This is a genomic window from Mycobacterium innocens (assembly GCF_900566055.1).
In the GTDB taxonomy this organism is placed as follows: domain Bacteria; phylum Actinomycetota; class Actinomycetes; order Mycobacteriales; family Mycobacteriaceae; genus Mycobacterium; species Mycobacterium innocens.
Genome location: NZ_UPHQ01000273.1, coordinates 1 through 1,212, shown reverse-complemented (window position 1 = coordinate 1,212; position 1,212 = coordinate 1). Strand labels below are relative to the sequence as shown.

1 protein-coding gene and 1 pseudogene are annotated in these 1,212 nt (G+C 59.9%); one reads left to right on the top strand and one right to left on the bottom strand.

Annotated elements, in window-relative coordinates; genetic code table 11:
* Nucleotides 1–215: pseudogene (locus EET03_RS26205) on the top strand (HNH endonuclease signature motif containing protein); the annotation flags it as partial.
* 129 nt (nucleotides 216–344) lie between these two features.
* On the opposite strand, the gene EET03_RS26200 reads toward EET03_RS26205, so the two are convergent.
* Entirely contained in the window at nucleotides 345–800 is a 456-nt protein-coding gene (locus EET03_RS26200; protein WP_244232552.1) for a hypothetical protein, read from the bottom strand.
* Nucleotides 801–1,212: the final 412 nt, after the last annotated feature.

Below are 1,212 nucleotides of genomic sequence, written 5' to 3'. Positions count from 1 at the left end.
CCGCCACCACCGACAGCAACCAACTCACCTTCGCCTGCGGACCCCACCACAAACTGGCCGACCAAGGCTGGACCACCCGCAAAAACACCCACGGCGACACCGAATGGCTCCCCCCAACCCACCAAGACCGCGGCCAACCCCGCACCAACACCATGCACCACCCCGAAAAGCTGCTCCGCGACGGCGACGACGACGAAGAGGACGAATCCCCATAGCCGACACCACATCCCACACATACTTTATCCGCCGGTGGATGATATTGCAGCGCAACGTCATACGTGTGCTCAGCTACTGCATGAGGCAACTAGCGGCTGTTCGTGGACAGGGGACGTCGTCGGTCTAGCCTAGCCGCGGTCGTCGTTCTCAGCGCTTTCGCCCTCGTCGCCGGGCGGAGTCTGGGCGGCCAAAAGGATCGAGATCGGTATTGGTGTGGACAGCTCGAATTTGCCTTGCTCGTCATAGTAGGCGCCGATCGTGTACTCGCCTTCGGTCTCGATCGGGAAGGAGAGTTCTTGGGTAAAGCACCGGTACTTGGATGCTTTATCGTCGTCGTCGGGCCAGTGCCAACTGGCTTTGAGGGTTCCGCGCGGCACCCCGGCGGGGTCCTTGCACACGACGTGGAGTTCCGGGTCGTAGTCACCACCTGCTTTGGCATGCACCACCAGAACAACGGGAACCTTTGCCCAGAGCGGCATTTGGTCGACCTGAAACCAGGTCATCGGGATGCGCGTCGCATTGATCGCGCCGTATTCGTCCAGCGTGGCGGTGCCGGCAACGAACAATGACGATACGTGCAGCATCACGACATCTTAAGGGCGCCGAATAGCTGAATCCGGACGTTCGAATTTGCGGGCGCGCCGCGCAGGGCTGCGCCCGGGGACGCGGTGTAGCGACAAAGGCGGATCTCGCACCGCCGGACCTGCCCGCCCAAGGGTCGGGCGATCGAGCGTTGCTACACCACGTCTCGGGACTTGACCTCCGGTCTAGTCCGAAGTTACTGCTGGTAAATAAGGGAAATGGGGTGCTGAGCTGGGTTTTGTGGCGACTCGGCAGGAAAAGTGTAGCCACTAATAGTAGCGTGTTGTTGCTGATGTGGAACGAATTCACGTTGTAGCATTGTGATGTGGCTAAACCAGTCGCTATGCACGTAGCCCGGACATCGAGTAACTACGTCGACAAGTCGGGCAATGTTCGCCGTTACGAATCGGTCTT